This window comes from Bradyrhizobium sp. 132 (genome assembly GCF_023074185.1).
Lineage (GTDB): Bacteria > Pseudomonadota > Alphaproteobacteria > Rhizobiales > Xanthobacteraceae > Bradyrhizobium.
On sequence record NZ_JADPKY010000094.1, the window covers coordinates 224511 to 249079 of the forward strand.

The following is a 24569-nucleotide window of genomic DNA, read 5'->3' on the forward strand; positions in this document are numbered from 1 at the left end:
CGACCGGTATTCATTCTTGCATGAAACGACAAGGAGGAGCGCCATGGAAATCGACGTTGCCAGGGTATTGGGGCTTGTGACGCGTTCGGTAAAGAATTTCGAGAAGGACGGGAGAGCGGCCAGTGCAGTGACATTGACCCGGCTTTACGAGACGAGCGTCGACGATCTCTGGGACGCAGTGACCAGCCAGCAGCGCATTCCGCGGTGGTTCTTGCCGGTCGAGGGAGACCTCCGGCTCGGTGGAAAGTACCAGCTCAAGGGGAATGCAGGCGGTACCATCACGGCATGCACGCCGCCGACCCATTTTGCTGCGACGTGGGAATTCGGCGGCGCCATGAGCTGGATCGATGTCATACTGAAAGCAGAACGAAGTCAGGCGCGCTTGACGCTCGAGCACACTGCGATGATCGAGGATCATTGGAATCAGTTCGGTCCGGGGGCCGTGGGGATCGGCTGGGATCTCGCCATTGCGGGACTCGAGCGATATGTTGCGACCGGGGCATCGGTCGACCACGAAACGGCCGAGGCATGGATGGGCTCTCCCGCGGGCAAGGAATTCATGACGAGTAGCGGCGAGTATTGGCGCGCGGCGCACGTCGCGAGCGGGGTCGATGCGGCTTCGGCGAAGCAGCGCTCTGACCGCACCATCGCATTTTATCGCGGTGAGATGCCGCCTGACATCGCCCATCCGGGCACAGGAAGCTGATGCAAATCTTCGAGGTCCTCGCTGATCCCGTGCGCCGTCGCATCCTCGAGCTGCTCGCGCCTCGGGAAATGGCGTCCGGCGAGGTCGTCGAAGTGATCGGGGCCGAGTTCGGGATCACGCAGGCGGCTGTGTCGCAGCACCTCAAGGTGCTGCGCGAGAGCGGCTTTGCAACGGTTCGGGCGGAGGCGCAGAGACGACTCTATTCGGTCGATGTCGCGGGCCTGCGGGCGGTGGATGCATGGATCGATCAATTCAGAAATTTTTGGGAGCCGAAGCTGGACGCGCTGGCGACCGAGATCGCGCGCGGCAAACGCGAGCGTCGTAACGCTCCCATGACCAAACGGAGCGGGAAGAGGGCTTGATAAACTACGAACAAAAATGGCGAGAGGAGCGAACAGTCACCTTCAGCCCCGCGACATCTTCTCATACCGTTTCACCAGCCGCTCCCTTTTCAGCCGCGACAGCCGCTGAATCCAGAACGTCCCGTCGAGCTGGTCGATCTCGTGCTGGTGGCAGACGGCGCGCAAGGCTTCCGACTCCTCGCTCTGCATGTTGCCGTCGAGATCCCAATAGCTGATCCGCACGCGGGCGTGGCGCTGGACCTCGTCGTTGACCCCGGGCATCGAGACGCTGCCTTCGCGATGCAGGATCATCTCGGGTGAGGCCCATTCGATCTCCGGATTGACGTAGGTGCGCGCGCCCTCCCTGGCGTCGAGCTCGAGCACGACGACGCGCAAGGGCACGCCGATATGCGGCGCCGTGATGCCGATGCCGGGCGCGGCGCGCATGGTCTCAAGCAAATCCGCTGCAAGCTCGCGCAAGGCGGCGTCGAATGCAGTGACGGGGCGAGCCGGCATCGCGAGGCGGCGGTCGGGATAGCGGACGATCGGGCGAATGGTCATGCAGGCTCCTACCACTCACGGATGGTTGAAGCATCCCGTTCTTGACGCCCTACCAACTGGAAGGTAGCTAATCGGCCATGACCAATGTTTCCTCGACTGCCGACGACATCCTCGCCTGCGCGCGCACCTTGATCATCGCGGGCGGCTATAACGGCTTCAGCTACGCCGACGTGGCCGATGTTGTCGGCATCCGCAAGCCGAGCATCCACCACCATTTCGCCAGCAAGGTCGATCTGGTCCGCACCCTCGTGTCGCGCTACCGCGCCGAAGCCGAGGCGGGACTGTCGGCGCTCGAGCGCAATGTCCCTGATCCGCGCGATCAGCTCAAAAACTATGTCGCGTATTGGGAAGCGTGCATCAATGATGCGACGGCGCCGTTCTGCGTGTGCGCGCTGCTTGCCAGCGAGCTTCCGATCTTGCCGGAGGGAGTCGCGCTCGAAGTCCGTGCGCACTTCCGTTCGCTGGCTTCGTGGCTGACATCGGTGATGGAGCGCGGCAAGCGGAAGGGGCGGTTCAAACTCTCCGGCACAGCCAAGGTCGAGGCTGAAGGCTTCATGGCGACCATTCACGGCGCGATGCTGTCGGCGCGCGCCTATGGCGATCCAAAAATGTTCGGTGTGATCACCACCCCGCTGCTGGATCGGCTGTCCACCAGACATTGAGAGACATCGGCGAGACGACCACGACACCCGGTAGCCAAGCCGGGCGAGGCGCCTTGCTATCGGCGAAGACTACCAACTAGTAGGTAAAGGAGGGTGGAATGGCGTATCATCAATTGGATCTCGTTCGTGCCGATCGCGAGCGATGGCTGAAGTTCTACTACTTCATCCGGGCGGCGTTCTCGGTCGCCTGGGTCGGAGCTTCGTTTGCCGTCGGGCCGTCATCTCCGGTGATCGCGGGAGCCTTGCTCGTGCTCTACCCGGCATGGGACGCCGCGGCCAACTTGGTCGACGCGTTGCGCAGCGGCGGGCTCGCTCAAAACCGCACGCAGGCTCTGAACGTCGTGGTCAGCCTGGCGACCACTGTCGCGATGCTTGTTGCCTTGCAGATGAGCATGAACCGGGTGCTCGGAGTGTTCGGGGCCTGGGCGATCCTGTCAGGACTGCTCCAGCTCGGGACGGCCATCCGCCGCTGGAGGAGTTTTGGCGCGCAATGGGCCATGGTGCTCAGCGGGGCCCAGTCGGCGCTCGCAGGCGGCTTCTTCATCTTTCAGGCCACGACGCCGATGTCTCCATCGATCGCGAATGTCGCGGGCTATGCTGCTGTCGGCGCGCTCTACTTCCTGGTCTCGGCGGTATGGCTGACCGTCAGCGAATGGCGCCATAGCGTCAAGAGGACACAGCAGCGATGATGCGATGGCGGGATGATGACATCATGCTGATGTTTTGCCCGACGAGTCAATTCGCGGCTTAGCATCGGAAGTTCTTGGAATCGCAAGTTGCTCGCATCGTAAGCCATTGATCCCGCAGGGGCCGTCTACTGTGCATGGGGTTGTTTTCCGCATTTTTGTTGAGGACAATGCCGCCAACAACAAGAGTCGGAGGAGAGCTTCATGCGCACAATCGCAATCGCGCTGGCGGCGACCATCGCAGCCGCGACCCCGGCCGCGGCCGACTATCTGGTCAAGGAAGTCGGCAGCTTTCACGTCGGCGGCCACACCGAAACGCTGAGCGGGCTTCCTTCCAAGGAGATTGTGTTCTCGCCAGGCGCTCCGCCGATCAAGGTCGATCCGAACGGCGAGTTCGAGGTCGAGCAGATGTACGTTCAATTCGTCAAGCAGGCAGCGCCGAAGTCGAAACTGCCGCTGCTGCTCTGGCACGGCGGCGGCCTTTCGGGTGTGACATGGGAGACCAAGCCCGACGGCAAGCCGGGCTGGCAGCAGTTCTTCCTCAATGCGGGCTACGACGTCTACGTCTCGGATGCGGTGGAGCGCGGCCGCGCCTCCTGGGCGCGCTATCCGGAGATCTTCAAGAGCGAGCCGTTCTTCCGGCCCAAGAAGGAAGCATGGGAGTTGTTCCGGATCGGGCCGAGCTACGAGGTCGGCGGCAAGCGCGAGGCATTCGAGGGCGAGCAATTCCCGATCGAGGCGTTCGACCAGTTCGCCAAGCAGGGCATTCCGCGCTGGGCCACCAATGACGCCGCCACGCAAAAAGCCTACGATGCATTGGTGCAGAAGGTGTGCCCGTGCATCATCCTGGTTCACAGCCAAGGCGGCAATTTCGGCTTCACCGCCGCCCTCAATGCGCCGGACAAGGTGAAGGCGCTGATCACCGTCGAGCCGTCGGGGGCACCCGATCCGGCCAAGGCCGATGCTGCGAAACTCAAGGGCGTGCCGCATCTGATCGTATGGGGTGATTTCCTCGACAAGGTCCCGGTCTGGTCCAAGCTCGTGGTCAATCCGACCAAATGGGGCCAGGCGGTCGCGGCGGCGGGCGGCAAGGTCGATACGTTCGAGCTGCCCAAGATGGGGATCAAGGGCAACACCCACATGATGATGATGGACCGCAATTCGGACGACGTCGCCAGGCTGATCAACGATTGGATCGGGAAGCAGGGACTGGCGAACTAGGCGGAGCGTGAGCGCGGCCGGTCCCGAAAAAATTGCTCCGATGCCGTGGTGCCGGCTGTCGGCGCGAGCAGTTCCCATTCGTCTTCCAGGCAGTCAGACCTGACGGGAGACCAAAATGAACTCTTCCTCGTATCGCTGGGTGGTCGTCGCCGCGGGCGGCTTGCTCGGCTGCGTCGCGATCGGCGGCATGTTTTCGCTGCCGGTGTTTTTGCAGCCGATTGCAAAGGACACCGGCTGGTCGGTGACCGGCATTTCCAGCGCGATGACGATCGGCTTTCTGGCGATGGCCTGTACCAGCATGGCCTGGGGCACGCTGAGCGACAGGTTCGGGCCGCGGCCGGTGGTGCTAACGGGCTCGGCGGTGCTGTCCGTCAGCCTGTTCGCGGCGAGCCACGTGACCTCGCTGCTGGCGTTTCAGTTCGTCTTTGGCCTTCTGGTCGGGGCCTCCTGTGCAGCGATCTTCGCGCCGATGATGGCGACCGTGACCGGCTGGTTCGACACCCATCGCAGCCTCGCGGTGTCGCTGGTGTCGGCCGGCATGGGCATGGCGCCGATGACGATGGCGCCGCTCGCGGCCTGGCTCGTCTCCGGCCATGACTGGCGCACCTCGATGCAGATCGTGGCGCTGGTGGTTGGCGCCATCATGATCCCGGTCTCGTTCCTGGTGCGCCCCCCGCCGGCGCTCGCGCACGCCGTGGCCGCGCCTGCGGGCGAGGGCGCCGCGCAAGGGGAAATGTCGCTGGCCGAGGCGCTGCGCTCGCCGCAATTCCTGATCCTGCTCGCGACCAACTTCTTCTGCTGCGCCACGCATTCCGGCCCGATCATCCACACCGTCTCCTATGCCGTGAGCTGCGGCATTCCGCTGATTGCGGCGGTGACGATCTACAGCGTCGAGGGCTTTGCCGGCATGGGCGGGCGCATCGCCTTCGGCCTGATGGGCGACCGTTTCGGTGCCAAGCGCGTGCTGGTCTCGGGTCTGCTGTTGCAGGCGTTCGGCGCACTCGCCTATGTCTTCGCGCATCAGCTCGCGACGTTCTACGCGGTCGGGGCCGTCTTCGGCTTCATCTATGCCGGCACCATGCCGCTCTACGCGGTGCTGATCCGCGAGAACTTTCCGCTCAAGATGATGGGTACGGTGATCGGCGGCACCGCGATGGCCGGCAGCCTCGGCATGGCCACGGGCCCGCTCGCGGGCGGCCTGATCTACGATGCGTTCTCGAGCTACGCCTGGCTCTACATCGCCTCCTGGGCGATGGGCCTCGGCGCCTTCCTGATGGCGATGAATTTCAGGCCGTTCGCGAAGCCTCAAGCGGAGGTGGCGCCGGCGGCGGCGTAAGCAGGTTCATCGAGGCGCAGCGCTAGAGCTGCGCCTCGATCGCGCGCTTGTCGATGATGGACCACACTTGCCGTATCTTTCCGTCGCGAAATTGATAGAACACGTTTTCGCAAAAGGACAGGCGCCTGCCGTTCACGTCCAGCCCCAGAAACTTTCCAGCCGGCGTGCAATCGAACTTCAGCCGGGAGGCAATTTGGGGCGGATCGCAGACCAGCAGCTCGATGTCGAAATGCAGGTCCGCAATCTCGCGAAAATCGTGCTCCAGCATGGCACGATAGCCGGACAGTCCGAACGGTCGCGCATTGTGGGCGACGTCATCGTGAACGAACTGTCCGAGGGCGGGCCAATCCTGCCGATTCAGGCAGGCGATGTAGCTGCGATAGATGTCGGCGAGGTCGGACCTGGTCATGGCGTTGCTCCTGCGGCTCCGGCCATAACGCGGCAACAGGGGAATCGGCGCCGGCGCTCACAGACGTTTTTCGAAGAACAGGTCCGGATAGGGGTCGTCATTGAAGCGCGGGATCTCGCTCCAGCCGCTTCGGCGGTAGAGCTGGCCGGCCTCCGCCAGGGCGCTGTTGGTGTCGAGCCGCAGCAGCTTGATGCCGAGCCCGCGCGCAGCATCCTCGGTCATTTCCATGAGGCGCCGGCCGAGCCGCAATCCGCGCGCTGCCGGTGCGACCCACAGCCGCTTGATCTCGGCATAGCCGTGATCCGTGCCCTTGAGCCCGACGCAGCCGATCGGCAGCGTGTCCGAGATCGCGACGATGAACGTGCCGCGCGGGCGGCGCATATCCTTGGCGTCAGGATCGCGCGACAGCGAGACGTCAAAGCCCTGCTTGAAGCGGCGGCCGAGCTCGCCATAATATTCGCCGAGGCAATAACGGGCCTGTTCGCTCCGTGGATCCATCTCGTCCAGCGTGACGCGCTCGCGCGTCAATGCGGAGGCAATCAAATCCATCGCCGCCAGCAGCGCCTCGCGTTGCGAGTGTTGGGCGAGGAAGCTCTCGGCCTGCGTATTCGACAGCGCCTCATAGGCCGCGAACTCGCGCCGGCCCGCACGTGTCAACGTTGCCACGCGGCGGCGCGCATCATCTTCATGCGCAATGGTCTCGACCAGCCCTTCGTCCTCGAGGCTGCGGAGCAGGCGGCTCATCAGGCCGGAATCGAGGCCGAGATAGTCGCGAATCTCGGCCACGTCCGACCGCCCGTGCCCGATCGCGTTGAGCACGCGCGCCGCCCCCAGTGGCCGCCCGCGTCCCAGGAATGACGTATCGAGCGCGCCGACAGCCGACGTGACGGCACGGTTGAAGCGGCGGACGCGGGAAACAGGGTCGAGCATGATGTCTGACTTTAGTCAGGCATATTATCGAAGTCAATCACTGCAGGCCCTCGCTTCAGCAGCCTCAGCAGCGGCCGCGCTTCAGTCCAGGCCCAGCGCCTTGCGGGACTTCCGCGTCAGTTTCGCCACGATCAGCGTGTGCGCCTGCGCCAGATAGGTTGTGAGCTCGGCGTCTGACAGTGCGCTGTTGCCGACGAGCTGCACCCATTTGGCGCGCGCCAGATACGGCGCCGGCCGCGCGAGGCCGTGCTCGATCAGCATGGCATAGGCCATGTTCGAGACCTTGAACATGTAGCCGCCGGAGCGCGCGGCAAAGCCGCCGCCGAGTGCGAACATCTTGCCGCCGACCTTGAACACGGAGGTGCCCTCCCACTGTACCACCTTGGTGACAGCGGGCAGGTGCAGGCAGCGGGTTTCGAAGGTTTTGGGAGTCATCGCCCAAGCGATAGCACGGCGCACGCGGCTTGCAACGCCGCCTCGTCACGGAGATTAGCCTGATGGCGAGGTGAGGGCGCCGGGCTACAAGACTTTGTGTTGCCCGTCGGCAAAACACGCCATCCGTTGGTCGATGCCGGCCATCAAAAATATTCCACTTTACCGAAATTCGGAAACGACGTATGTGTCGCCTCACTCCGGCCCAAGGAAGAGGGGCGTATCGCGATCGTCACGAACGCGGGCCGGGCGGCGGCGGACGCTGGGCACACCGGCGCGAACGGCTTCGCAGGGCGGGCAACCGTGAGCGAAGGCGTCGCGCACACGACCGGTGCGCTCTCGCGTACGGCAAAACCGTGTCGTCCTGACGCCCGGGGTCTGTGCGTCAAGTCTTGCGGTGATGTGGCGGCCCGACCGGGTCCGCGCATCTGTGAGGCGACGGGGGCAATAGTGCATCGCTCCCCGGGGAGAGCACGGCATAAGCCGTAAAACCGCTGCGCAGGGAAGGCCGGTTGTTTGGCTTCACCTGTATGCCGCTGTGCAGCTTTTCGTAGCGCAACTTTCGCACAGTGGACCGTGGGTGCCAGCCGGCACCCGGTCTTCCCTGCGCCCTCTTTCATAAGAGGGCAAGGCGATGAAGCAAAGCAAAGCTCGGGCGAACATGCCGCGAGGATGCGAGCCCATGCCAGTCCTTCAACGATGGTCGTGCCCCAGACGCAGCGCAGCGCCTCTTCGCGGTGCGCTGGAGGCGGGGCCTGTGCAACAGCGATGGGCGTAGCTTCCTTGGCTCTGCGAAGCGTCACTGCGTGCCGCACCGCGTCCGGGACACGAGAGGGAGGAGCGTTGTCGCCACACTCCGTCATTGCGAGCGCAGCGAAGCCATCCAGGATCTCTCCGCGGCGACAGTCTGGATTGCTTCGCTGTGCTCGCGATGACAGGGATGATGCAGCTGCGCGCCTCTTTGTGAGTTGTGCCTGCGCTGCGGACCGTTACCATGCCTCCGCTGCCGTGGAACACGGGAGCCGACATTGTGACCGGGAGGCGACATGAGTGGGCAGGAGCGTAAAGCAAAAGGATCGGACCTGTTTGTCGCCGCGCTGGAGAACGAAGGCGTCGACCGCATCTTCGGCGTGCCCGGCGAAGAAAATCTCGATGTGGTCGAATCGCTCCGTACCTCCAGGATCGAGCTGATCCTGACCCGCCATGAACAGGCCGCGGCCTTCATGGCCGCGACGTACGGGCGGCTGACCGGCAAGCCCGGTGTTTGTCTTTCGACGCTCGGTCCGGGCGCGCTCAATCTGTCGACGGGCGCGGCGTATGCGCATCTTGGTGCGATGCCGATGATTTTGATCACAGGCCAGAAGCCGATCATGAGCAGCCGGCAGGCGCGTTTCCAGATCGTCGACGTGGTTGCCTCCATGAAGCCGTTGACGAAGCTGTCGCGGCAGATCATCAGCGCCTCCAGCATCCCGACTGTGGTGCGCGATGCGTTTCGCGTGGCGATGGAGGAGCGGCCGGGGCCGGTGCACCTCGAATTGCCCGAGGACATCGCGGGCGATGAAGTGCCTGATGTCCCGATGATCCCGGTTCATCCGATCGAGATCCCGGTCGCCCATCGCGCCGCGCTCGATCGCGCTGCCGAGATGATTTTGGCTGCGAAGCACCCGCTGGTGATGATGGGCGCTGCGACCAGCCGGCCGCGCGCGACCCACGGCATCGCGACCTTCGTGCGGCGGACCGGCATTCCGTTCTTCACCACGCAAATGGGGAAGGGCACGGTGCCGGGCGGTACCAATCTCTACATGGGCACTGCCGCGCTGTCCGAACGCGACTACGTTCATGACGCGATCGACGCCGCCGATCTGATCGTCGCGATCGGCCACGACCCGATCGAGAAGCCGCCCTTCATCATGGGGCCCTCGGGCCCGAAGGTGATTCACGTCAGCTACACGCCGGCCAGCGTCGAGCAGGTGTATTTTCCGGATGCGGAAGTCGTCGGCGACGTCGGCCCGAGCCTGGAACTGCTCGCCGACCGGCTCGAAGGCAAGCTGCCGCAAGCCGCCGCGCTGCTGCCGCTGCGCGAAACGATTCTCGGCCGGATCGCCGATCGCGCCACTGAAGCGCGCTGGCCGCCGACGCCGCAACGCATAGTGCACGACATCCGGCAGGTCATTCCGGAGAACGGTATCGTCGCGCTCGACAACGGCATGTACAAGATCTGGTTCGCGCGCAACTATCGCACCCGCGTCGCCAACACGCTGCTGCTCGACAATGCGTTGGCGACGATGGGCGCCGGCCTGCCGTCGGCGATGATGGCCGCGATGCTCTATCCCGACCGCCGCGTGCTCGCGGTCGCCGGCGACGGCGGCTTCATGATGAACAGTCAGGAGATGGAGACCGCCGTCCGGCTCAAGCTCAATCTGGTCGTGCTGGTGCTCGAGGACAACGCCTACGGCATGATCCGCTGGAAACAAGCCGTCGACCATTTTGCCGATTTCGGCATGACCTTTGGCAATCCCGATTTCGTCCTGTACGCGCAGGCCTATGGGGCAAAGGGACATCGGATCGAGAGCATCGACAGTTTTGCTCCGACGCTGGATGCCGCCTTCAAGGAGGGCGGCGTGCATCTGGTCGTGATCCCGATCGATTATTCGGAGAATGTGCGGGTGCTCGTCGACGAGTTGCGGGCCCGGGAGAAGTAACGCCAAGCCGTCGAACGGCCCGGAGGATCATGGCAGCCATTCCTTGATATATATCGTGTTACGATATATTGGCGGCACAAGAATCCCTCCCAAATCAAATCCTTCAAGAGCAATTCATGCGCCAGACCCTGGACATTACCGGCGGCCTCCCGCGTCCTCGCGGCAAGCCCGGAGATTTCACCGCCGACCGCCGCGTCCTGGTTCTGATCGGCATGGCCGTGCTGGTCGGCAGCCTCGGCGCCGGAGCCGCGTGGGTGCTGCTGAAGCTGATTGCGCTGGTGACCAATCTGGTCTGGTTCGGTCATATCAGCACCGAGAATGTCTCGCTCGCGAACGCCCATCCGGGGATCTGGATGGTGCTGGCGCCGGCGCTCGGTGGCCTCGTGATCGGGCTGATGGCGCGGTTCGGCGCGGAGAAGATCCGCGGCCACGGCATCCCCGAAGCGATCGAGGCGATTTTGATCGGCGGCAGCCGGCTGCAGCCGAAGGTCGCGATCCTGAAACCGCTGTCCTCGGCGGTGTCGATAGGAAGCGGCGGTCCGTTCGGCGCCGAGGGGCCGATCATCATGACCGGCGGTGCGATCGGCTCGATCTTCGCGCAGTGCTTCCATCTCACCGCAGCCGAGCGCAAGACGCTGCTGGTCGCCGGTGCCGCTGCCGGCATGACGGCGATCTTCGGCACGCCGATCGCGGCGGTCCTGCTCGCAGTCGAGCTCCTTCTGTTCGAATGGAAGCCGCGCAGCTTCCTGCCTGTCGTGACGGGGGCGGTGATCTCGGCGGCGTGGCGTCCGTTGCTGTTCGGGACAGGGCCATTGTTTCCGTTCGCGGAGCGGCCGGATCTGCCCTGGTGGGGACTGGCAGCTGCGGTCGGCGTCGGGATCGTGGCCGGCCTGCAATCCGGCCTGATGACGCGGCTGCTCTACGCGATCGAAGACCTGTTCGACCATCTGCCGGTGCACTGGATGTGGTGGCCGATGCTCGGCGGCCTCGTCGTTGGCCTCGGCGGGCTCATTGATCCGCGCGCGCTCGGCGTCGGTTACGACGTGATCGCCGATTTGTTGTCGGGGCACATGGCGCGCGACGAGGCGATCCGGCTGCTGCTGGTGAAGTCCGCGATCTGGGTGATCGCGCTGAGCTCGGGCACTTCAGGCGGCGTGCTGGCGCCGCTGCTCATCCTCGGCGGCACGGCCGGCTGGATCGAGGGACTGGTGCTGCCCGGCGGAGCGTCGTTCTGGGCGCTGGTCGGGATGGCCGCGATGATGGGCGGCACGATGCGCTCACCGCTGACAGGCGTGATGTTCGCGATCGAGCTGACCGGCAATATCGACATGCTGCTGCCGTTGCTGGCGGCAACCGGCGCGGCGCACGCCGTCACCGTGCTACTGCTGAAGCGCTCGATCCTGACCGAGAAGATTGCGCGCCGCGGTCAGCACATCACGCGCGAATACGCGATTGATCCGTTCGAGCTGCTGCGTGCCGCCGATGTCATGGTGACGAATGTCGACACGCTGCCGGTCGACATGCCTGTCGACGCGGCGGTCGCTTTCTTCACTTCGGATCAGCGCCGTCACAAATCCTATCCGGTGGTCGCCGCCGACGGGCGGCTCGCCGGCATGGTCACCCGTGCCGACGTGCTGCGCTGGCGTACCGAGGGCGATCACCAGGCGGCAACGCTTGATGACGTGGTATCGGATACGTCGGCCGTGGTGGCACATCCCGACGACGTGCTGGGGCGGGTCGCCGATCTCATGGTCGCCTCGGATATCGGCCGCTTGCCGGTGGTCGACCGCGCCAACCATCGTGTGGTGGGTCTGGTGGCGCGCAAGGATCTGCTGCGAATTCGCGCGGTCGTGAATGCGCAGGAGGAGGACCGCAACGCATATTTCCTGCGCGAAAAGGCGCTTGTGCCGGAGGCGCGGATCGCGGAAGCTCAGCCCCTCTGAATTCCAGCACCGACAGGAATGAGCATGACTCGCGTTCGCTGTATCACCGAGATGGGCATGGGCGTGGACGTCCACGGCAAGGACGCCACCAAGGCGGCGAAGCGTGCGGTGTCTGATGCCATCAGGCATTCGAGCCTCGGTTTCTTCCGGATGATCAACAAGACCGCGAACGACATGTTCGTCGACGTCACGATCGCGGTGCCTAATCCGGAAAGCGTGGACAAGGAAGCCGTCGCCAAGGAGCTGCCTTACGGCACGGTGACCGTCAACGCGGTCAAGGGTGGGCTGGAGATTCCCTCGGCCCCGGAACAGGGCAACGACCCCATCCTCATCGCCAATGCCGCCGTCATCGTCAGCTTCGAGAAGGATTGAGACGGTGTCCGACGGTGACGTGACGCTGCTGGATCGCCCGATCTGGAGCGCGCTCACGACCAGCCACAAACATCTGACCGAAGGGGGCCCGCGCGCGCTGCGCTACCCCGTGAACATGACGCCGTTTGCCGACATGGTCGACATGTCCGAGGCGAGCTTTGCCGCGCTCGGCGATCTTCTGTCCGGCTCGCAGGTCGCCGCGCTGTTTACGCCGGATACGGTCGACGTTCCCGCCGGCTTCAAGGTCGTGCTCGCCGGACCCTGCGAGCAGATGATCGGCTCGCCCGCCGACAGCCCGCTTCGCGACGCCGAGATCGTCAGGTTGGGTGCGGCCGACGTTCCCGCCATGATGGCGCTGACCGAGTTGACCAAGCCCGGTCCCTTCGCGCGACGCACGCACGAGCTCGGCACGTTCCTCGGCATCCGCACCGGCGGCGAATTGGTCGCGATGGCCGGCGAGCGCATGAAGCCGGGCAATTTCGTCGAGATGACGGCCGTCTGCGTCCACCCTGATCATCGGGGGCGAGGCTACGCGCAGGCACTGCTCGCGGCGGCCGCGCGCCAGATCGAGGCACGCGGCGAAATTCCGTTCCTGCACGTGTTTTCGAGCAACTCATCAGCCATCGCGCTGTACCAGCGGCAGGGATGCGGATTCGGCGCCGCCTGCACGTCACTGCGTTCATGAAGCAGGACTGAGCTGCGCCGTTCGGACGGGCTTCATATCCGGCGAATTCACGCTATATCGATCCCAACCATCATTGGGGGAAGCACATGGACGCCAGAACACCTGATTTTTCCGCCACACGGACGGCAATGCAGCGTTACGTCGATCAGGAGATCATTCCTGGCGCATCCTGGGCGGTGCTGCGCGGGCGCGAGGTCGTCGATCAGCAATGCGTCGGTTTCGCCGATCGCGAGGCGAGTACCGCGCTACGGCCCGATCACATTTTTCGGGCGTTTTCCAACACCAAGATATTCGTCACCTGCGCGGTCATGCTGCTGGTCGAGGAAGGCCGCATCGGGCTCGATGACGTCGTCGAGAAATTCTTGCCGCAACTCGGCAATCGCAAGGTGCTGAAGCCGGGCGCTTCGAGCCTTGCCGACGTCGAGCCAGCCAAGAGCCCGATCACGGTCCGCCAGCTTCTCACCCATACGGCCGGCCTCAGCTACGGCATCTTCGATCCCGGTTCGGTGCTGTTCAAAGGCTATAACGAGGCGATCATCTTCAATCCGCTCACGCCGCTGACCGGCATGATCGACCAGCTCGCCGATCTGCCGCTGTCCTATCATCCCGGCTCGTCCTGGGAATATTCGGTTGCGACCGACGTGCTCGGGCGTGTCGTGGAGGTCGTCTCCGGCAAGCCGCTCGACGCCGTCTTCAAGGCGCGCATCTTCGAGCCGCTCGGCATGACCGACACCGGCTTCCACGTGCCGGACGCGCAGCAGGGCAGGTTGGTCGCGCTGTACAATGGTGCCGACGTGCTGGACCCGATGAAGCCCGGCCTCACCCGGGCCGACAATCTGCCTTATCCGCAGGCCTATCGACGGCAGTTCCCGCGGCTGTCGGGCGGCGGCGGGCTGGTCTCGACCTTGCCCGACATGCTCGCTTTGGTACGGGCGCTGCTACCCGGCCCGGATGCGCTGCTGAAGCCGGAGACGCTGCGGCAGATGATGACGAACCAGTTGCCCGCAGGCCAGACCATCCGCTTCGCCAATCTCGGCCCAATCCCCGGCAAAGGCTTTGGCCTCGGCGGCGCCGTCACCTTCGCGCCAATGCCGTTCGATCCCCTGAATTCCACCGGCGAATTCCAGTGGGGCGGCCTTGCCGGTACCCATTGGTGGATCTGCCCGCAGGCCAATACCGCCGGCGTGCTGATGACGCAGCGCTACATGGGTTTCTGGAATCCATTCTTCTTCGAATTCAAGCGTCTGGCCTATCAGGCCGTCGGACGCTGATCGCGAAAAAAATTGCACGGTGCCGCGAATCCTTTTGGGTCGTCGCGCCCTCTCTTGATGGTCGGGGCATTTTGCTTCGGCTCATCTCGGAGGATGTGATGGCATTTTACAGGAAGAACATCGGCGGCCTTCATCAGGCGGTGCGGATTGCCTTAGGCGTCGCGGTGGCGGTCGCCGCATTCGCGTATTTCAGCGGCGCTGCGGCGTGGCTGGTTGCGCTCGGCGGCGCCGGCTTCGCGCTGACCGGCCTGGTCGGCTATTGTCCGATCTGCGCGATGGCCGGCATCGGAAGGGGAGGGGTGTCGTGAGAGCCGCCGTGATCTCGCCAAACCTGTTCGAGGCCGCGCGCCTCGGCGATCCCCAGGCGATCGCGTCTCTGCTCAAGACGGCGCAGCCGAACATCCGTCGCTATGCCCGCGCCACCTGCCGCAGCTCGGCGGATGCCGAGGATGCGACGCAGGAGGCGCTGTGGATCCTGTTTCGCCATGTCGGCACGATCCGCTCGTGGCTCGCGTTTTCGGCCTGGCTGTTCAGCGTGGTCCGCCGCGAATGCCTGCGGCTCGCCCGCAAGGCGGGGCTCGCGCCGGCGATTGACGACGGAGAGGCGGAGGCGCTGCTGCTGTCGCGCCCAGAAGCCGATTTGCGGCTCGACGTCGCGGCAGCCTTCGAGGCGCTGCCGCCGCACTACCGCGATGTCGCGCTGATGCGCGACGTCAAGGAAATGACCATCGACGAAATCGCCGTCGCACTCGATACGACAAGGCAAGCCGTGAAGGCACGCCTGCATCGCGCCCGCGCCCTGATGCGCGAATATCTGACGAGGTGAGCCATGACCTGTTATCAAAGCCCTGACGATCTGAAATCGATCCCGGACTTCGTGGCGCTCGCGCCGGTCGAGGCCAGCGCGTTCCTTGCGTTCAACCACGCGGTCGAGCGCAAGGACGGATTGATCCCGCCAAAATATCGCGAGCTGATCTCCCTCGCGGTCGCACTCACCACGCAATGCGCCTATTGCCTCGACGTGCACACGGCGCAGGCGGCGAAGGCCGGTGCAACGCGCGAGGAAGTCGCGGAGACCGCATTGATTGCGGCGGCTGTTCGCGCCGGCGGCACGCTCGGCCATGCACTGTTGGCGCAGCGCCTGTTCGAGCGACATCGGAGCGAGGGCACGGGATGAACGAGCGCGGATCGGTGGCTGGATCGTAGGCGTGAACAACTATCTCGGCCTCGACGGATTTCGCTTCGGCTGGGTCGCTGCCTGGATCGACGCGAGCGGCGATCATGGCTTCGATTATTCACCCGGCCTGACCCGCTTGCTCGCGATGCCGCACGCGCGTGCGATGATCGATATGCCGATCGGATTGAGGCCGAGCGGCTATCGCATCTGCGATTTGCGCGCACGCGAGCTGGTCGGTCCCGCGGTGTTTCTCGGCGCGCGCCGAGACCTCTGGACATTCGCCGACATGGCGGCGGCCAATCGCCACTATTGGGAGCACGAAGGCAAGGGCAGGGGCGTATCGGCACAGCTCTGGAATATCAGGGACAAGATCAGGGACGTCGACGAGATCATGACGCCCGCGCGGCAGGCGACGATCGGCGAAGCGCATCCGGAATTGATCTTCTGGAATCTCGCAGGGTGCGTCCGGCTTGCGAAGAAGACATCCGCGGAAGGCCGTGAGCAGCGCATCGCGCTCCTCGCGCAACGCGGCTTCACGCGCCTGCCGAAATGGTTGACCCAACGTCACGGCACCGGCATCGGCCGCGACGATCTTATCGACGCCTGTGCTTGCACCGTCGCGGCACGCGACAGCACGCAACGTGTCGGCGGGGAGGAGGACCCGCACGGGCTGCGGATGGAGATCAATTATTGAGGTGGGCAGCCGGCTCATGAACCGGGAAAAACCAGCAATTTATTTGAAGCCTGCAGGAACTGTCGATGGTCGGCCCGCGTTCCCTGTGCGAACCGGTGTGAGAGAAGCTCGTGCGATGAATGATACCAGTCAGTTCGCGACCGCGATGCTAGCGCTTGTTTTCACCGGAGCGCTGCTCGTTACCGGGCAGCGCTTCATCGAGCAGCGCGTACAGCGCGATATGACTTACGCCACCAGCCATTTGCTACGGCCATTGTGACCTGATGCCGGTGCGGGAAATCGATCTGAGCACTCGACCTTGCGTCGTTCGTCCGCTCGCCCAGATTAGGCGGCGTCTCATGAACGAAGCCCGGGGTCCCGATGTTCGATCTGTCCGCCTTTCCCATCACCAAGCGCTGGCCAGCCAAGCACCCGGAGTTGCTTCAGCTTTATTCTCTGCCGACGCCGAACGGCGTCAAGGTCTCGATCATGCTGGAAGAGATCGGGCTTCCTTACGAAGTCCACCTCGTCGATTTCGGCAAAGACGATCAGAAGACGGCGGAATTCCTCTCGCTTAATCCGAATGGCAAGATCCCGGCGATCCTCGATCCGAACGGTCCCGGCGGCAGGCCGCTGCCGCTGTTCGAGTCCGGGGCGATCCTGCAGTACCTCGCGGAGAAGACCGGCAAGCTGCTGCCGCAGGATGCGGCGCGCCGTTACCAGACGCTCGCGTGGCTGCATTTCCAGATGGGCGGCATCGGGCCGATGTTCGGCCAGGTCGGCTTTTTCCACAAATTCGCCGGCAAGGATTTCGAGGACAAGCGGCCGCTCGGGCGCTACGCGGGCGAGGCCAAGCGCCTGCTCGGCGTGATGGAGACGCATCTTACCGGCCGGCAATGGTTCATGGATGACGACTACACCATCGCCGACATTTCCATGCTCGGCTGGGTGCGCAACCTCGTCGGGTTCTACGGCGCCGGCGATCTCGTAGAATTCGGCCAATTCAAGTCGGTGGGCGCCTGGCTCGAACGCGGCCTTGCGCGTCCTTCCGTCCAGAGCGGGCTGAACATTCCGAAGCGGCCTTAGGGCTAGAACAGCCGTCCGCCGTTCGGCACGGGCTTGCTCGGCTGCACCAGCACGACCTTGCCCTCGGCATCGGGGAAACCGAGCGTCAGTACCTCCGAGACGACCGGACCGATCTGGCGCGGCGGGAAATTGACGACGGCCGCGACCTGTTGGCCGACCAGCGTCTCAAGCGGATGGTTTTCGGTGATCTGCGCCGAGCTCTTGCGCACGCCAATCGCGGGACCGAAGTCGATCCACAGACGCCAGGCCGGCTTGCGCGCCTCCGGGAACGGTTTTGCATCGACGATGGTGCCGACGCGAATATCGACCGCGAGGAAGCTGTTGAAGTCGATGGTCGGCGACGCGGTCGCGGCTGGATCGTGGGTGACGTGCATGGAGTGTCCGTTCGGAGAGTTGGCGTCGTTCGCAATATTGTCGCGCGAACCGGAGTTGCGTACAACGCTTGGGGATCACGATACGACGCATGCGCGAGGAACGTCTTGCCCAACATCATCTACGGCATCAAGAACTGCGACACCATGAAGAAGGCGCGCGCCTGGCTCGACACCCATGGCGTGACTTACACGTTTCACGACTACAAGACGGAGGGGGTGGAGAAGGACAAGCTCAAGCAGTGGAGCGACAAGGTCGGCTGGGAGACGCTGCTCAATCGCGCCGGGACGACCTTCAGGAAGCTTCCCGATGCCGACAAGGAAGGCTTGAGCGAGAAGAAGGCGCTGGTGTTGATGCTAGCGCAACCATCGATGATCAAGCGGCCGGTGCTGGAAATTGGCGGCAAGGTGCTGGTCGGCTTCAAGCCGGAGATCTACGCCAAGGATTTCGGCGCCAAATCGCGCTGACGGCTAGTTCAGCTCGATGATCGCGGTGGTGACACCGGAGCCCGACTGGTCCGCGAACTCGACCAGTTCGGCGGGCGCGATGCGGCCGGGAGCGCGATGGAACAGGTCGCGGTCGATCACCGCGCGCGATCTCGGGCGCGGCAGCGCGTCATTTCCGCGCATCAGGTTCTTGATCTCGAAGCCGCCATCCTCGCAGAAGGTCTTGAGCGATGCGATGATGTGACAGATATTGCCGTCGACCTGGAACGGCAGCAGCAAGCGCTCATAGGCGACGATCCGCCCGTAAATGTCGTCGACGTCGGCAACGCTGTAGACGGGCAGGCCGCGCGCCACGCATTCATAATAGACCGGCATCACAAAGGGCACGAGTCGCGGCCCGATATAGTCGTCGAGCAGAACGCCTTTGCCCGTGTGTCCATAGGCGCGCGAGATGCGCGTACCTTCGCTCTGGATGGTCAGACGCGGCTTCGGCGCCGAAATGTCGACCGTATAATAGATGAGATCGGAGAGCTCTTCCTCGAGCCGCTCGGGCTGGTACTCCCAGATCGCCGGGGCCATCTGCTCGCGCGCATAAAGCCGCAGCCACGTGTTCAGGAGATCACGCTGCCTGATCGACTTCACCACAGAAGGAGCGGCGCTTGCAAAATCCACGATAATATTCCCGACGTATAAAACCCGCGCATGATCCTGGTTGCGGGAAAATTTTCTATGAAGGCTGGCGCATGGACCGAAAGACCGTTAACGACGGCTTGATGACCGGCGCCTTGCGACCGGGAGGCTGGGCAGGCGACATCAAAACACGTCCGACTAAGGGAGCATAAGTCTCCCGGCCGGAGGCCTGACCTGCTCAGCTTTCCGCCTTGCCTAACCCCCGTCACCTCCGGCATATTCCGCGCCCGGAGGCGGCGTTCCGGAGAGGCTCCAAGGCCTCCGGAAAAAGGCCTCCGGAAACCGAAGCAACAAGGACAGCCACGCGTGTTGCGCGGGCAGGGGGAAAACTGTTTGGCCGATGAGTTCATTCTCGAAACGGAAGGCTTGACCAAGGAGTTCGCGGGCTTCTTCGCCGTCCGGGACGTTGCGCTCAAGGTTCGCCGTGGGAGCATTCACGCGTTGATCGGCCCCAACGGCGCCGGCAAGACGACGTGCTTCAATCTTTTGACCAAGTTCCTCAAGCCGTCTGCCGGAAAAATCCTATACAAGGGGCAGGACATCACCACGATGGCGCCCGCCGACGTGGCTCGCCTGGGGCTGGTTCGTTCGTTCCAGATCTCGGCGGTATTTCCGCATCTCACCGCGCTGGAAAATGTCCGCGTCGCGCTTCAGCGCCAGCACGGCAGCTCCTTCGATTTCTGGCGCTCCAAGTCCGTGCTCAACCAATTCAACGATCGCGCGCGCGAATTGTTGAACGATGTCGGCCTCAGCGAGTTCGCCAATACGCCCGCGGTCGAGATGCCTTACGGGCGCAAGCGCGCACTGGAGATCGCAACCACGCTTGCACTCGACCCCGAGATGATGCTGCTGGACGAGCCGATGGCCGGCATGGGCCACGAGGACATCGACAAGATCGCCGCGCTGATCAAGCGCATCTCCGCGAAATATACCATCCTGATGGTCGAGCATAATCTGAGCGTCGTGGCCAACCTCTCCGACATCATTACCGTGCTGACGCGCGGGCAGGTGCTCGCGCAAGGCCATTACAGCGAACTCACCAAGGACGAACGCGTCAAGGAAGCCTATCTGGGAGCCGGTCATGGTTGAGACTGCAACCGCGCAAGCTCCCGCAAAGACCGCAAGCGGCGGCAACATCCTTCAGGTCCGCAACCTGGAAGCCTGGTATGGCGAGTCCCACATCCTGCACGGGATCAATTTTGACGTGAATGCGGGCGAGGTCGTCACGCTGCTTGGGCGTAACGGCGCCGGCAAGACCACCACGCTGAAGTCGATCATGGGCATCATCGGCAAGCGTACCGGCTCGGTGAAGTTCAACAACCAGGACATCATCCGCACGACCTCGGACAAGATCGCGCGCATGGGCATCGCGTTCTGTCCGGAAGAGCGGGGGATATTCTCCAGCCTCGACGTGCGGGAGAACCTGATGCTGCCGCCGGTGGTGCGCCCAGGGGGATTGCCGCTCGAGCAGATCTTCGATCTGTTTCCGAACCTGAAGGAACGGCTCAACAGCCAAGGAACCAAACTCTCCGGCGGTGAGCAGCAGATGCTCGCGATCGCGCGCATCCTACGCACCGGCGCGAACTTCCTGATGCTGGACGAGCCGACCGAGGGTCTCGCGCCCGTCATCATCCAGCAGATTGGCCACACCATTGCGCGGCTCAAGAAGGAGGGTTTTACGATCCTCCTGGTCGAGCAGAACTTCCGCTTCGCATCCACCGTCGCCGACCGCTATTACGTGGTCGAGCACGGCAAGATCATTGACGGATTTTCCAATGCGGAGCTTGCCGCCAACATGGACAAGCTCCACACCTATCTCGGCGTTTAAAGCATGATCCGGAAAAGTGTGTAGCGGTTTTCCGAAAGATCATGCTCAACAAAAGAACTGCGAACGAGAAAATTCAAAAGGAAAGTTGCATGAAGACCATGTCGATTGCGTCATTGCTGCTGACCACGGCGCTCACCTTCGCCGTAACAGGCGTCGCGTCCGCGCAGGACAAGACCGTCAAGATCGGCGCGCTGTCCGATCAGTCCGGACTCTACGCCGACCTCGGCGGACCGGGCTCGACGCTCGCCGCGCAGATGGCCATTGAAGATTCCGGCCTGGCTGCGAAGGGCTGGAAGATCGACCTCATCTCGGGCGATCACCAGAACAAGCCCGACATCGGCACCGCGATCGCGCGGCAATGGTTCGACGTCGACAAAGTCGACATCATCGTCGACGTGCCGAATTCCGGCGTGGCGCTGGCCGTCAACAACGTCGTCAAGGAGAAGAACGGCGTCTACATCAACTCGGGTGCGGCGACCTCCGACCTCACCAACGCGCAGTGCTCGCCCAATACCGTGCACTGGACCTACGACACTTACATGCTGGCGCATACCACCGGCCAGGCGCTGGTGAAGGCCGGTGGCGACACCTGGTTCTTCCTGACCGCGGACTACGCCTTCGGCGCGGCGCTGGAGCGCGACACCACTGCGGTCATCGCCGCCAATGGCGGCAAGGTGGTCGGCAGCGTCAAGCATCCGCTGAACACGCCGGACTTCTCGTCCTTCCTGCTCCAGGCGCAGGCCTCCAAGGCCAAGATCATCGGCCTTGCCAATGCCGGCGGCGACACCACCAACACGATCAAGCAGGCGGCCGAGTTCGGCATCGTCAAGGGCGGCCAGAAGCTCGCGGCGCTGTTGCTGTTCCTCACCGACGTCAAGGCGATCGGGCTCGAGACCGCGCAGGGCCTCAACTTCACCGAGACCTTCTACTGGGACATGAACGACAAGACCCGGGCGTTCTCCAAGCGCTTCGCCGAGAAGATGAAGAGCAACGCGCCGCCCACCATGGTGCAGGCTGGCGTCTATGCAGGCGTGCGTCACTATTTCAAGGCACTGGAAGCGCTCGGCGGCAACCCGCATGACGGCGCCAAGGTCGTCGAGAAGATGAAGTCGATGCCGACGGAAGACGATCTGTTCGGCAAGGGCGAGATCCAGCCCAACGGCCGCACCATCCACAATGCCTATCTGTTCGAGGTGAAGAAGCCCTCCGAGTCCAAGGGACCGTGGGACTTCTACAAGCTGGTCGGCACGGTGCCGGGCGACCAGGCCTTCACGCCGCTGTCCGAGAGCAAGTGCGCGCTCTTGAAGAAGTAAGATAACCGCCCGCAGGCCATCAGGCCTGCGGGCGACTTTCAGGGAACGCCGAAGGGACCGGGTGCGGGATCGATGCAGGCTCTTTACGCTCAGCTACTGGTGGGACTGATCAACGGCTCGTTCTACGCGCTGCTCAGTCTCGGGCTTGCCGTGATCTTCGGCATGCTCAACATCATCAATTTCGCCCATGGTGCGGTCTACATGATGGGCGCGTTCGCTGCCTATTTCCTGCTGAACCTCGGCGGCATCAACTACTGGTGGGCGTTGCTGCTTGCGCCGATCATCGTCGGCATCTTCGGCATGATCCTGGAGCGGACCATGCTGCAATGGCTGACCGGGCTGGATCATCTCTACGGTCTGCTTCTGACCTTCGGCATTGCGCTGATTGTGCAGGGCGTGTTCCAGAACTACTTCGGCTCCTCCGGCCTGCCTTACGCCATTCCGGACCAGCTCAAGGGCGGCATGAATCTCGGATTCATGTTCCTGCCCGTCTATCGCGGCTGGGTCGTCATCTTCTCGCTGGTGGTCTGCATCGCGACCTGGTTCCTGATCGAGAAGACACGGCTCGGCGCTTATTTGCGTGCAGCCACCGAAAACCCGACGCTGGTGCGCGCCTTCGGCGTCAACGTGCCGCGCATGATCACGCTGACCTACGGCCTCGGTGTCGGCCTTGCCGCGCTCGCCGGCGTGCTGTCGGCGCCGATCAACCAGGTGCGGCCGCTGATGGGAGCCGACCTCATCATCGTCGTGTTCGCGGTGGTCGTGATCGGCGGCATGGGATCGATCATGGGCTCCATCATCACCGGCTTCGCGCTCGGTGTGATCGAGGGCATGACCAAGTATTTCTACCCCGAGGCCTCCAACACCGTCGTGTTCGTGCTGATGGTGCTGGTGCTCTTGGTGAAGCCAACGGGATTGACGGGAAGGGCGGCCTGATATGACAGCCTTGACGGACGACAGACTGCCGGCCCCCCCGCGCGCGATCCGCGACGAGATGATCGTGTTCGTGGTGATGGCGCTGCTGCTGGCTGCGGTGCCATTCAGCGGCATCTATCCGTTCTTCGTGATGCAGGCGCTGTGCTTCGCGCTGCTGGCCTGTGCATTCAATCTCCTGATCGGCTATGGCGGCTTGCTCTCGTTCGGCCACGCGATGTTCATGGGCACCGCCGGCTATTGCAGCGCGCACGCGCTGAAAGTGTGGGCGTTGCCGCCGGAACTCGGCATCCTCGTCGGCATTGCCGCGGCGTTCGGGCTCTCGCTCATCACCGGCTTCATCTCGATCCGCCGCCAGGGCATCTATTTCTCGATGATCACGCTGGCGCTGTCGCAGCTGCTGTACTTCATCTACCTCCAGGCGCCGTTCACCCATGGTGAGGACGGCATCCAGGGCATCCCGCAGGGCCGCATGTTCGGCGTGTTCGATTTGACCAAGCCGACCGTGCTCTACTACGTGGTGCTGGTCAGCTTCCTCGCCGGCTTCCTGCTGATCTACCGCATCATCAATTCGCCGTTCGGCGAAGTCCTGAAGGCGATCCGTGAGAACGAGCCGCGCGCGATCTCGCTCGGTTACCGGACCGATCAGTACAAGTTCCTGGCTTTCGTCCTGTCGGGCACGCTCGCCGGCTTTGCGGGATCGCTGAAGGTGTTCGTGGCGCAGAACGCTTCGCTCACCGACGTGCACTGGTCGATGTCCGGCGAGGTGGTGCTGATGACGCTGGTCGGCGGGCTCGGGACCATCTTCGGGCCCGTGGTCGGTGCCTTCGCGATCATCGCCATGCAGCAATATCTGGCGAGCTTCGGCCAGTGGGTGACGGTGATCCAGGGCTCGATCTTCGTGATCTGTGTGCTCACCTTCCGCCGTGGCGTCATCGGCGAAATCGCGCATTACCTCCGGCGTTCGCTGTAAGTCATTGATGTAGCAGAAAAATCGGTGGCGCGCGAAAGCGGTGGATGATCCGACTCCACAGGTGTGAGGTGGCACGCGCGTGGATCGAAAATGGTCTATGACAGTTTCATGACGGCCCGCTTGGGCTAGGCCATTATCCAAATCCAACCGGTAGTCTCTCCCCCATGATGCGATTGTTTCGCGCTTTCCTGCCCAAGGAAGAACGGTTCTTCGACCTGTTCGACCGCCACGCCCAGACCGTGATTCAGGGCTCGATCGCGCTCCAGGGCATGCTTAACGGGGGCGAGGAGACGCCGGTCTATTGCCAGCGCGTCAACCAGTTCGAGAACGATGCCGACAACATCACCCGCGAGGTGCTGACGGCGGTGCGCCGCACCTTCATCACCCCGTTCGACCGCGGCGACATCAAGAACCTGATCACCTCGATGGACGACGCCATCGACCAGATGCAGCAGACCGCCAAGGCCGTGATGCTGTTCGAGGTTCGCATCTTCGAGCCGCCGATGCGCGAGATCGGCGTGCTCTTGGTGGAATGCGCCAATCTGGTCGGTCGCGCGTTGCCGCTGATGCAGGCGATCGGTCAGAACGTGGCCATGCTGACTGCGATCACGGAAGAATTGACCAAGCTCGAGGGGCGCGTCGACGACCTCCAGGATATCGGGCTGAAGGAACTATTCCTCAAGCATCGCGACGGCAACGCGATGGATTTCATCGTCGGCGCGGAGATCTACGACCATCTCGAGAAAGTCGCCGACCGCTTCGACGACGTCGCGAACGAGATCAACAGCATCGTCATCGAGCAAGTTTAGGGCAGGGGCCGC

At 63.5% G+C, this 24569-nt stretch carries 29 protein-coding genes and 1 pseudogene; 24 read left to right on the plus strand and 6 right to left on the minus strand.

Annotation, left to right across the window (positions count from 1 at the left end):
• Positions 1-43 precede the first annotated feature (43 nt).
• Both IVA74_RS17025 and IVA74_RS17030 read left to right on the plus strand, forming a co-directional pair.
• Positions 44-706: an SRPBCC family protein gene (locus tag IVA74_RS17025; protein WP_247346109.1), complete on the plus strand. Its 663-nt coding sequence runs from the start codon at positions 44-46 to the stop codon at positions 704-706.
• Positions 706-1068: a metalloregulator ArsR/SmtB family transcription factor gene (locus IVA74_RS17030; protein WP_247346113.1), complete on the plus strand. Its 363-nt coding sequence runs from the start codon at positions 706-708 to the stop codon at positions 1066-1068. Before IVA74_RS17025 ends, IVA74_RS17030 begins: the two co-directional genes overlap by 1 nt.
• 42 nt (positions 1069-1110) lie before the next feature.
• Here IVA74_RS17030 and IVA74_RS17035 read toward each other — a convergent pair whose 3' ends face one another.
• Entirely contained in the window at positions 1111-1608 is a 498-nt protein-coding gene (locus IVA74_RS17035; protein ID WP_247346116.1) for a peptide deformylase, read from the minus strand.
• Positions 1609-1685: 77 nt separating this feature from the next.
• Between IVA74_RS17035 and IVA74_RS17040 the strand changes: the two genes are divergently transcribed.
• From IVA74_RS17040 to IVA74_RS17055, 4 genes are all read left to right on the plus strand, one after another.
• Positions 1686-2270: a TetR/AcrR family transcriptional regulator gene (locus tag IVA74_RS17040; protein ID WP_247346119.1), complete on the plus strand. Its 585-nt coding sequence runs from the start codon at positions 1686-1688 to the stop codon at positions 2268-2270.
• A 98-nt stretch (positions 2271-2368) separates the two neighbouring features.
• A complete protein-coding gene (locus tag IVA74_RS17045; RefSeq protein ID WP_247346122.1) occupies positions 2369-2959 on the plus strand; it encodes a DUF308 domain-containing protein in 591 nt (196 codons plus the stop codon).
• A 201-nt stretch (positions 2960-3160) separates the two neighbouring features.
• Positions 3161-4177: an esterase gene (locus IVA74_RS17050; RefSeq protein ID WP_247346125.1), complete on the plus strand. Its 1017-nt coding sequence runs from the start codon at positions 3161-3163 to the stop codon at positions 4175-4177.
• A 115-nt stretch (positions 4178-4292) separates the two neighbouring features.
• Positions 4293-5513: an MFS transporter gene (locus IVA74_RS17055; RefSeq protein ID WP_247346127.1), complete on the plus strand. Its 1221-nt coding sequence runs from the start codon at positions 4293-4295 to the stop codon at positions 5511-5513.
• 22 nt (positions 5514-5535) lie between these two features.
• Here IVA74_RS17055 and IVA74_RS17060 read toward each other — a convergent pair whose 3' ends face one another.
• The 3 genes from IVA74_RS17060 to IVA74_RS17070 all read right to left on the minus strand — a co-directional run bounded on the left by IVA74_RS17060 (position 5536) and on the right by IVA74_RS17070 (position 7287).
• Positions 5536-5922 carry an ester cyclase gene (locus tag IVA74_RS17060; RefSeq protein WP_247346130.1) on the minus strand — a complete coding sequence of 129 codons (387 nt, stop codon included), beginning with the start codon at positions 5920-5922 and terminating at the stop codon, positions 5536-5538.
• A gap of 57 nt (positions 5923-5979) precedes the next feature.
• Positions 5980-6852, minus strand: a complete 873-nt coding sequence (locus IVA74_RS17065) for a bifunctional helix-turn-helix transcriptional regulator/GNAT family N-acetyltransferase (RefSeq protein WP_247346132.1) — start codon at positions 6850-6852, stop codon at positions 5980-5982.
• Positions 6853-6933: 81 nt separating this feature from the next.
• Entirely contained in the window at positions 6934-7287 is a 354-nt protein-coding gene (locus IVA74_RS17070; protein WP_247346135.1) for an MmcQ/YjbR family DNA-binding protein, read from the minus strand.
• 1043 nt (positions 7288-8330) lie between these two features.
• Between IVA74_RS17070 and IVA74_RS17075 the strand changes: the two genes are divergently transcribed.
• The 11 genes and pseudogenes from IVA74_RS17075 (at position 8331) to IVA74_RS17125 (ending at position 17193) form a co-directional block, all read left to right on the plus strand.
• Positions 8331-9986 carry an acetolactate synthase large subunit gene (locus IVA74_RS17075; protein WP_247346137.1) on the plus strand — a complete coding sequence of 552 codons (1656 nt, stop codon included), beginning with the start codon at positions 8331-8333 and terminating at the stop codon, positions 9984-9986.
• A gap of 116 nt (positions 9987-10102) precedes the next feature.
• The gene (locus IVA74_RS17080) at positions 10103-11929 is read left to right on the plus strand and encodes a chloride channel protein (RefSeq protein WP_247346140.1); all 1827 of its coding nucleotides are present in this window, start codon (positions 10103-10105) and stop codon (positions 11927-11929) included.
• Between the two features lie 24 nt (positions 11930-11953).
• Entirely contained in the window at positions 11954-12301 is a 348-nt protein-coding gene (locus tag IVA74_RS17085) for a Lin0512 family protein (protein ID WP_247346143.1), read from the plus strand.
• 4 nt (positions 12302-12305) lie between these two features.
• Positions 12306-12997: pseudogene (locus tag IVA74_RS17090) on the plus strand (GNAT family N-acetyltransferase).
• 75 nt (positions 12998-13072) lie between these two features.
• Complete coding sequence (locus IVA74_RS17095; RefSeq protein WP_247346146.1) at positions 13073-14257, plus strand: serine hydrolase domain-containing protein; 1185 nt, start codon at positions 13073-13075, stop codon at positions 14255-14257.
• 98 nt (positions 14258-14355) lie between these two features.
• Positions 14356-14565, plus strand: coding sequence for a DUF2892 domain-containing protein (locus tag IVA74_RS17100; RefSeq protein ID WP_247346149.1), 210 nt, complete (start codon positions 14356-14358; stop codon positions 14563-14565).
• Positions 14562-15083, plus strand: a complete 522-nt coding sequence (locus IVA74_RS17105; protein WP_247346153.1) for a sigma-70 family RNA polymerase sigma factor — start codon at positions 14562-14564, stop codon at positions 15081-15083. Before IVA74_RS17100 ends, IVA74_RS17105 begins: the two co-directional genes overlap by 4 nt.
• A gap of 3 nt (positions 15084-15086) precedes the next feature.
• The gene (locus IVA74_RS17110; RefSeq protein WP_247346155.1) at positions 15087-15434 is read left to right on the plus strand and encodes a carboxymuconolactone decarboxylase family protein; all 348 of its coding nucleotides are present in this window, start codon (positions 15087-15089) and stop codon (positions 15432-15434) included.
• 31 nt (positions 15435-15465) lie between these two features.
• Entirely contained in the window at positions 15466-16128 is a 663-nt protein-coding gene (locus IVA74_RS17115; protein ID WP_247346158.1) for a DUF429 domain-containing protein, read from the plus strand.
• 16 nt (positions 16129-16144) lie between these two features.
• Complete coding sequence (locus tag IVA74_RS17120; protein ID WP_247346161.1) at positions 16145-16387, plus strand: hypothetical protein; 243 nt, start codon at positions 16145-16147, stop codon at positions 16385-16387.
• A 101-nt stretch (positions 16388-16488) separates the two neighbouring features.
• On the plus strand, positions 16489-17193 hold the full coding sequence (locus IVA74_RS17125) for a glutathione S-transferase N-terminal domain-containing protein (protein ID WP_247346164.1): 705 nt from the start codon (positions 16489-16491) through the stop codon (positions 17191-17193).
• 2 nt (positions 17194-17195) lie between these two features.
• On the opposite strand, the gene IVA74_RS17130 is transcribed toward IVA74_RS17125, so the two are convergent.
• Complete coding sequence (locus IVA74_RS17130; protein ID WP_247346167.1) at positions 17196-17567, minus strand: tRNA-binding protein; 372 nt, start codon at positions 17565-17567, stop codon at positions 17196-17198.
• Between the two features lie 105 nt (positions 17568-17672).
• Here IVA74_RS17130 and IVA74_RS17135 point away from each other — a divergent pair, with 105 nt between their 5' ends.
• On the plus strand, positions 17673-18032 hold the full coding sequence (locus IVA74_RS17135) for an ArsC family reductase (protein ID WP_247346170.1): 360 nt from the start codon (positions 17673-17675) through the stop codon (positions 18030-18032).
• A 3-nt stretch (positions 18033-18035) separates the two neighbouring features.
• Here IVA74_RS17135 and IVA74_RS17140 read toward each other — a convergent pair whose 3' ends face one another.
• The gene (locus IVA74_RS17140; RefSeq protein ID WP_247346173.1) at positions 18036-18683 is read right to left on the minus strand and encodes a hypothetical protein; all 648 of its coding nucleotides are present in this window, start codon (positions 18681-18683) and stop codon (positions 18036-18038) included.
• 351 nt (positions 18684-19034) lie between these two features.
• Between IVA74_RS17140 and IVA74_RS17145 the strand changes: the two genes are divergently transcribed.
• The 6 genes from IVA74_RS17145 (at position 19035) to IVA74_RS17170 (ending at position 24557) form a co-directional block, all read left to right on the plus strand.
• The gene (locus IVA74_RS17145; protein WP_247346176.1) at positions 19035-19790 is read left to right on the plus strand and encodes an ABC transporter ATP-binding protein; all 756 of its coding nucleotides are present in this window, start codon (positions 19035-19037) and stop codon (positions 19788-19790) included.
• Positions 19783-20529 carry an ABC transporter ATP-binding protein gene (locus IVA74_RS17150; protein ID WP_247346178.1) on the plus strand — a complete coding sequence of 249 codons (747 nt, stop codon included), beginning with the start codon at positions 19783-19785 and terminating at the stop codon, positions 20527-20529. Before IVA74_RS17145 ends, IVA74_RS17150 begins: the two co-directional genes overlap by 8 nt.
• An 89-nt stretch (positions 20530-20618) precedes the next feature.
• Positions 20619-21842: an ABC transporter substrate-binding protein gene (locus IVA74_RS17155; RefSeq protein ID WP_247346181.1), complete on the plus strand. Its 1224-nt coding sequence runs from the start codon at positions 20619-20621 to the stop codon at positions 21840-21842.
• Between the two features lie 72 nt (positions 21843-21914).
• Entirely contained in the window at positions 21915-22778 is an 864-nt protein-coding gene (locus tag IVA74_RS17160; RefSeq protein ID WP_247346185.1) for a branched-chain amino acid ABC transporter permease, read from the plus strand.
• A 1-nt stretch (position 22779) separates the two neighbouring features.
• Positions 22780-23748, plus strand: coding sequence for a branched-chain amino acid ABC transporter permease (locus tag IVA74_RS17165; RefSeq protein WP_247346189.1), 969 nt, complete (start codon positions 22780-22782; stop codon positions 23746-23748).
• Positions 23749-23912: 164 nt separating this feature from the next.
• Entirely contained in the window at positions 23913-24557 is a 645-nt protein-coding gene (locus IVA74_RS17170; RefSeq protein WP_247346192.1) for a DUF47 domain-containing protein, read from the plus strand.
• Positions 24558-24569: the final 12 nt, after the last annotated feature.

Excerpts from the sequence above, each read along its gene's own strand:
- IVA74_RS17080 (WP_247346140.1), top strand. The coding sequence starts at position 10,103 with ATGCGCCAGACCCTGGACATTACCGGCGGCCTCCCGCGTCCTCGCGGC.
- IVA74_RS17165 (WP_247346189.1), top strand. The coding sequence starts at position 22,780 with ATGACAGCCTTGACGGACGACAGACTGCCGGCCCCCCCGCGCGCGATC.
- IVA74_RS17160 (WP_247346185.1), top strand. The coding sequence starts at position 21,915 with ATGCAGGCTCTTTACGCTCAGCTACTGGTGGGACTGATCAACGGCTCG.
- IVA74_RS17060 (WP_247346130.1), bottom strand. The coding sequence starts at position 5,922 with ATGACCAGGTCCGACCTCGCCGACATCTATCGCAGCTACATCGCCTGC.
- IVA74_RS17075 (WP_247346137.1), top strand. The coding sequence starts at position 8,331 with ATGAGTGGGCAGGAGCGTAAAGCAAAAGGATCGGACCTGTTTGTCGCC.
- IVA74_RS17035 (WP_247346116.1), bottom strand. The coding sequence starts at position 1,608 with ATGACCATTCGCCCGATCGTCCGCTATCCCGACCGCCGCCTCGCGATG.
- IVA74_RS17085 (WP_247346143.1), top strand. The coding sequence starts at position 11,954 with ATGACTCGCGTTCGCTGTATCACCGAGATGGGCATGGGCGTGGACGTC.
- IVA74_RS17025 (WP_247346109.1), top strand. The coding sequence starts at position 44 with ATGGAAATCGACGTTGCCAGGGTATTGGGGCTTGTGACGCGTTCGGTA.
- IVA74_RS17040 (WP_247346119.1), top strand. The coding sequence starts at position 1,686 with ATGACCAATGTTTCCTCGACTGCCGACGACATCCTCGCCTGCGCGCGC.
- IVA74_RS17070 (WP_247346135.1), bottom strand. The coding sequence starts at position 7,287 with ATGACTCCCAAAACCTTCGAAACCCGCTGCCTGCACCTGCCCGCTGTC.
- IVA74_RS17095 (WP_247346146.1), top strand. The coding sequence starts at position 13,073 with ATGGACGCCAGAACACCTGATTTTTCCGCCACACGGACGGCAATGCAG.
- IVA74_RS17120 (WP_247346161.1), top strand. The coding sequence starts at position 16,145 with ATGAACCGGGAAAAACCAGCAATTTATTTGAAGCCTGCAGGAACTGTC.
- IVA74_RS17050 (WP_247346125.1), top strand. The coding sequence starts at position 3,161 with ATGCGCACAATCGCAATCGCGCTGGCGGCGACCATCGCAGCCGCGACC.
- IVA74_RS17150 (WP_247346178.1), top strand. The coding sequence starts at position 19,783 with ATGGTTGAGACTGCAACCGCGCAAGCTCCCGCAAAGACCGCAAGCGGC.
- IVA74_RS17065 (WP_247346132.1), bottom strand. The coding sequence starts at position 6,852 with ATGCTCGACCCTGTTTCCCGCGTCCGCCGCTTCAACCGTGCCGTCACG.
- IVA74_RS17100 (WP_247346149.1), top strand. The coding sequence starts at position 14,356 with ATGGCATTTTACAGGAAGAACATCGGCGGCCTTCATCAGGCGGTGCGG.
- IVA74_RS17125 (WP_247346164.1), top strand. The coding sequence starts at position 16,489 with ATGTTCGATCTGTCCGCCTTTCCCATCACCAAGCGCTGGCCAGCCAAG.
- IVA74_RS17130 (WP_247346167.1), bottom strand. The coding sequence starts at position 17,567 with ATGCACGTCACCCACGATCCAGCCGCGACCGCGTCGCCGACCATCGAC.
- IVA74_RS17055 (WP_247346127.1), top strand. The coding sequence starts at position 4,293 with ATGAACTCTTCCTCGTATCGCTGGGTGGTCGTCGCCGCGGGCGGCTTG.
- IVA74_RS17155 (WP_247346181.1), top strand. The coding sequence starts at position 20,619 with ATGAAGACCATGTCGATTGCGTCATTGCTGCTGACCACGGCGCTCACC.
- IVA74_RS17045 (WP_247346122.1), top strand. The coding sequence starts at position 2,369 with ATGGCGTATCATCAATTGGATCTCGTTCGTGCCGATCGCGAGCGATGG.
- IVA74_RS17110 (WP_247346155.1), top strand. The coding sequence starts at position 15,087 with ATGACCTGTTATCAAAGCCCTGACGATCTGAAATCGATCCCGGACTTC.
- IVA74_RS17170 (WP_247346192.1), top strand. The coding sequence starts at position 23,913 with ATGATGCGATTGTTTCGCGCTTTCCTGCCCAAGGAAGAACGGTTCTTC.
- IVA74_RS17030 (WP_247346113.1), top strand. The coding sequence starts at position 706 with ATGCAAATCTTCGAGGTCCTCGCTGATCCCGTGCGCCGTCGCATCCTC.